Annotated in this window: 3 protein-coding genes; 2 read left to right on the forward strand and 1 reads right to left on the reverse strand. The window is 68.5% G+C overall.

Annotated features, from left to right (window positions below; genetic code table 11):
• Positions 1-14: 14 nt before the first annotated feature.
• On the reverse strand, positions 15-2,321 hold the full coding sequence (locus ACOQFS_RS13935; RefSeq protein ID WP_421563425.1) for an EAL domain-containing protein: 2,307 nt from the start codon (positions 2,319-2,321) through the stop codon (positions 15-17).
• A gap of 66 nt (positions 2,322-2,387) precedes the next feature.
• Here ACOQFS_RS13935 and purU point away from each other — a divergent pair, with 66 nt between their 5' ends.
• Positions 2,388-3,242 (forward strand): formyltetrahydrofolate deformylase, encoded by an 855-nt coding sequence (gene purU / locus ACOQFS_RS13940; RefSeq protein ID WP_421563423.1) that lies wholly within the window; start codon positions 2,388-2,390, stop codon positions 3,240-3,242.
• A gap of 16 nt (positions 3,243-3,258) precedes the next feature.
• Positions 3,259-4,164, forward strand: a complete 906-nt coding sequence (locus tag ACOQFS_RS13945; RefSeq protein ID WP_421563424.1) for a LysR substrate-binding domain-containing protein — start codon at positions 3,259-3,261, stop codon at positions 4,162-4,164.
• Positions 4,165-4,225: the final 61 nt, after the last annotated feature.

Raw genomic sequence — 4,225 nt, forward strand, 5'->3', positions numbered from 1 at the left:
CCGACCGCAGGGAGTTATGCAGGCCATCCATCGGCACGCAGCAGCGCCGCAAACGCATCGGCCGGTAGCGGGCGGCTGCACAGATAGCCCTGGAAGTGATCGCATCCGCGATCACGCAGAAACGCCAGCTGCTCTGCGGTCTCCACCCCCTCGGCCAGCACCGTCATGCCCATGCTGTGCCCCATGGCGATGATGGCGGCGCTGATCGCCATGTCGTCTTCGCTGTGCGGAATGTCGCGGATGAAGCCCTGGTCGATCTTGAGCACGTCGATGGGAAAACGCTTGAGCTGCGCCAGCGAGGAGTAGCCGGTGCCGAAGTCGTCCACGGCCACGCGCAGGCCCAATTGCTGCAGCCGCGCAAGCACCGTGCGGGCCTCGTCGGTGCGCTCGGCCAGTGCCGACTCGGTGATCTCCAGCTCCAGCCACCCGGCCGGAAAGCCCGAGCCCGCGAGCGCGGCGGCTGCGCAGCCCGCCAGGTCGGTCAGATGAAACTGCCGGGGTGACACGTTCACGGCCAGCGTCAGATCGGGCAGGCCGGCGTCGCGCCATTGCCGCCCCTGGCGACACACCTCGTGCAGCACCCATTCGCCCAGCGGGCCGATGACGCCGGACGTTTCGGCCACGGGGATGAACCGCGCGGGCGATATCAGCCCCTCCACCGGGTCGTTCCAGCGCACCAGCGCCTCGGCGCCCACGATGCGGCCGCTGGCGATGTCGACCTGGGGCTGGTAGTACACCTCCAGATGGCCCTGGGAGAGCGCCAGGCGCAGGCGCGATTCCAGCGCCAGCCGCTCGCGCGCGGCCTGGGTCATGGTTTCGTGGAAGAAGCACCAGGCGCCGCGCCCGCGCGCCTTGGCGCCATAGACGGCCGCGTGCGCACCCTGCTGCAGGCCTTCCACCGTATCGGCGTGGGTGGGGAACATGCAGATGCCCACGCTGGCGCCAGCGACCACTTCCAGTCCGTCCGGCGAGCGCCAGGGGTCGGCCACGGCGGCGATCAGCTGGCGCGCCACGGCGGCAGCGCCTTCGGCGCTGCGCATGTCCCGCGCCACCACGGCCAGCTCATCGCCGGCCATGCGGCCCAGCAGGTCGCCGGGCCGCAGGGCCGACTGCACTTGGCGCGCGATGTGCTGCAACACCTGGTCGCCGATGGAATGGCCATAGCTGTCGTTCACATCCTTGAACCGGTCCAGATTGACCAGCAGCACCGCCAGATGCTCGCCGCTGGCCAGCGCTTCCTGCACCGCCAGTTCCAGCTGCTGGCCGAACCAGATGCGGTTGGGCAGCCCGGTCAGTGCATCGTTGTGCGCCAGGTATTCGAGTTGGCGCTGCTGGGCCTTTTCCTCCGAAATGTCCGTGAACATGCACACGTAGTGCGTGATCCGCCCCTCCGCGTCACGCACCGCAGACAGGGACATGTGCTCCGGGAAGACCTCGCCGTTCTTGCGCCGGTTCCAGATCTCGCCCTGCCAGTGTCCCGTCTCGCGCAGCGCGCCCCAGAGCGATTCGTAGAACGCCAGACTGTGACGGCCCGATTGGAAGATGCGCGGCGTCTGGCCCAGCAGCTCCTCCTCGGTGTAGCCCAGATGGCGCGTCACGGCCGCATTGGCCGACAGGATGCGGTTGTTCACATCGGTCACCACCACGCCTTCGATGGTGTTGTCCACCACGGTAGCCGCCAGGCGTTGACGCTCTTCGCTGCTTTGCAGGGCCGCGCGCGCTGCCTTGATCTCATCCAGGTCCTGCACCACGCACACCAGATGGCCGGGTTCGTCGTCTGCCGGGGGCACCATCGTCACCGTGCACAGCACCGGCACCCGGCGGCCATCGCCCGGGCGCACGCACTCGCGCTCGTCCACACAGTGATCGATCTCGCCATTCAGCAGTTGCAAGAGTTGCGCCGCAGCCGCGCCGCGGTCGGCCGCCGGCAGCACGTCGCAAACACGGAGGGTGCACACCTGAGCCAGCGGCTTGCCCAGCAGATCGCACAGACGGGCGTTGGCCCACAGAAAACGCCCGTCCGGCGACACGCGCGCAATGCCCGCCGGCGCGTGCCGCACGATCTGCGCCAGCTCGCGCGCCATCGCCAGGCGCACCTTCTCGGCGCGGCGAACGCTGCGCAGCAGGCACCATGCCACACCGCCCGTCAGCGCCACATAGCCCCAGCCCTTCCAGGTCTGGATCCGCGTGAGCAACGCCGGATCGCTCACCCGCTGGGCCAACAGTGCATCACCCACAAACACCCACGCCACACCCAGCACCAGGTACAGCAGCATCCCCTGCCACGGGACCAACATGGCGGCACGGCCCTCATTGCCCATTTGCGCTTGCACTCCTTGCTCCTCGGTTCCACGGCCGCCAGCCCTTGCTGCGACAATCGCACGGCTATGACGACGACCCACGCCTACATCCTCACCCTGTCCTGCCCCGATCGCCTGGGGCTGGTGCACGCCGTATCGGGCTTCCTGCTGGAGCACGGCGGCAACATCGAAGAAGCCGCGCAGTACAACGACCACGACACCGGCCTGTTCTTCATGCGGGTGCAGTTCGCCTGCGACCAGCACGACCCTGCCACCCTCAAGACGCGCCTGGCCGCCTTTGCGGAGCCTTTCGAGATGCGCTGGACGCTGCACGCCACCGCAGCACCGATGAAGACCGTGCTGCTGGTCAGCAAGGAAGGCCATTGCCTGAACGACCTGCTGTTCCGCTGGAAGAGCGGCCTCTTGCCCATCGACATCCGCGCCATCATCAGCAACCACCGCGACTTCTATCAGCTGGCCGCCAGCTACAACGTGCCGTTTCACCACATTCCGGTGACGGCGGCCACCAAGGCACAGGCCGAGGCGCGACAGTTCGAAATTATCGAGGCCGAAGGGGCCGAGCTGGTGGTGCTGGCCCGCTATATGCAGATCCTTTCCCTTGACCTGTGTCAAAAGTTGGCGGGAAGGGCCATCAACATCCACCACAGCTTCCTGCCCAGCTTCAAGGGCGCCAAGCCGTACTACCAGGCGCATGACCGGGGCGTGAAGCTGATTGGCGCCACCGCCCACTACGTGACGGCCGACCTGGACGAAGGCCCCATCATCGAGCAGGACGTGGCCCGCGCCGACCACACCGACACGGTGGACGACCTGACGGCCCGGGGCCGCGACACCGAAAGCCAGGTGCTGGCCCGCGCCGTGAAGTGGCACAGCGAGCACCGGGTGATCCTGAACGGGCACAAGACGGTGATCTTCCGCTAACCCCCTGCGCCGCCCCATGCCCACGGCACTTCCGTCGTCCTTTCTCAGCAGCGCGGCGCGGCGCATCCCGCCCATCCAGTGCCTGCTCACGTTCGAGGCCCTCGCGCGCCTGCGCAGCGTGACGCAGACGGCCGACGAGCTGTGCGTGACGCCCAGCGCCGTGAGCCACCGCGTCAAGCAGCTGGAACAGATCCTGGGTGTGCGGCTGTTTGGCCGGGCGGACTTTTCGCTGACCACAGAGGGCAGCGCCTATCTGGCCCATGTGCGCGAGGGGCTGGGCGCGCTGCAGCGCTTTCCGGGCGCGGCGGCCGCCCCGGGCCGGCGCCGGCTCAAGCTGGCCGTGACGCCCACGTTCGCGCGCACCATCCTCATCCCCCGCCTGCGCCAGTTCACCGAGGCCTACCCCGAGATCGACCTGGCGCTGCAGGTGTCCATCCCGCTCCTGGATGTGGTGGCCGAAGACGCCGACCTGATGGTGCGCTTCGGCCCCGGCCACTACGCCGACGTGGAGCATGTGGAACTGGCCCGCGACGTGGTCACGCCCCTGGCCTCCCCCGCCTTCGTGCGCGAGCACGGCCCGTTTGACCGCCCCGAGGACCTGGAGGGCGTGCCCCTGCTGCGCAGCCCGCTGGAGCCTTGGCGCACCTGGTTTGCCGCCACCGGCCTCGACTGGGCCGAGCCCAGCGAGGGCTCGCAGTTCAACGACATCGGCCTGATGTGCGACGGCGCCGCTGCCGGCATGGGCGTGGCGCTGGTGCGCCTGAAGCTGGGTGCGCCCTGGCTGGAAAACGGCACCCTGGTACGCCTGTTCGCGCACGACGCGCCCAGCCCCCACGCGCACTATCTGTGCTGGCGCACGGGCACCATGGACCGGTGGGAATGCGCGGCGTTCGCCGAGTGGCTGCGAAAAACCATGGCGTAGTAGAGACATCCCCCTGAGTCGCCTTGGGCGCCCTCCCCCTTCTCTCGGCTGCGCCGGGAAG

Origin of the sequence: Paracidovorax sp. MALMAid1276, assembly GCF_049198005.1 — a bacterium.
GTDB lineage: Bacteria > Pseudomonadota > Gammaproteobacteria > Burkholderiales > Burkholderiaceae_C > Acidovorax.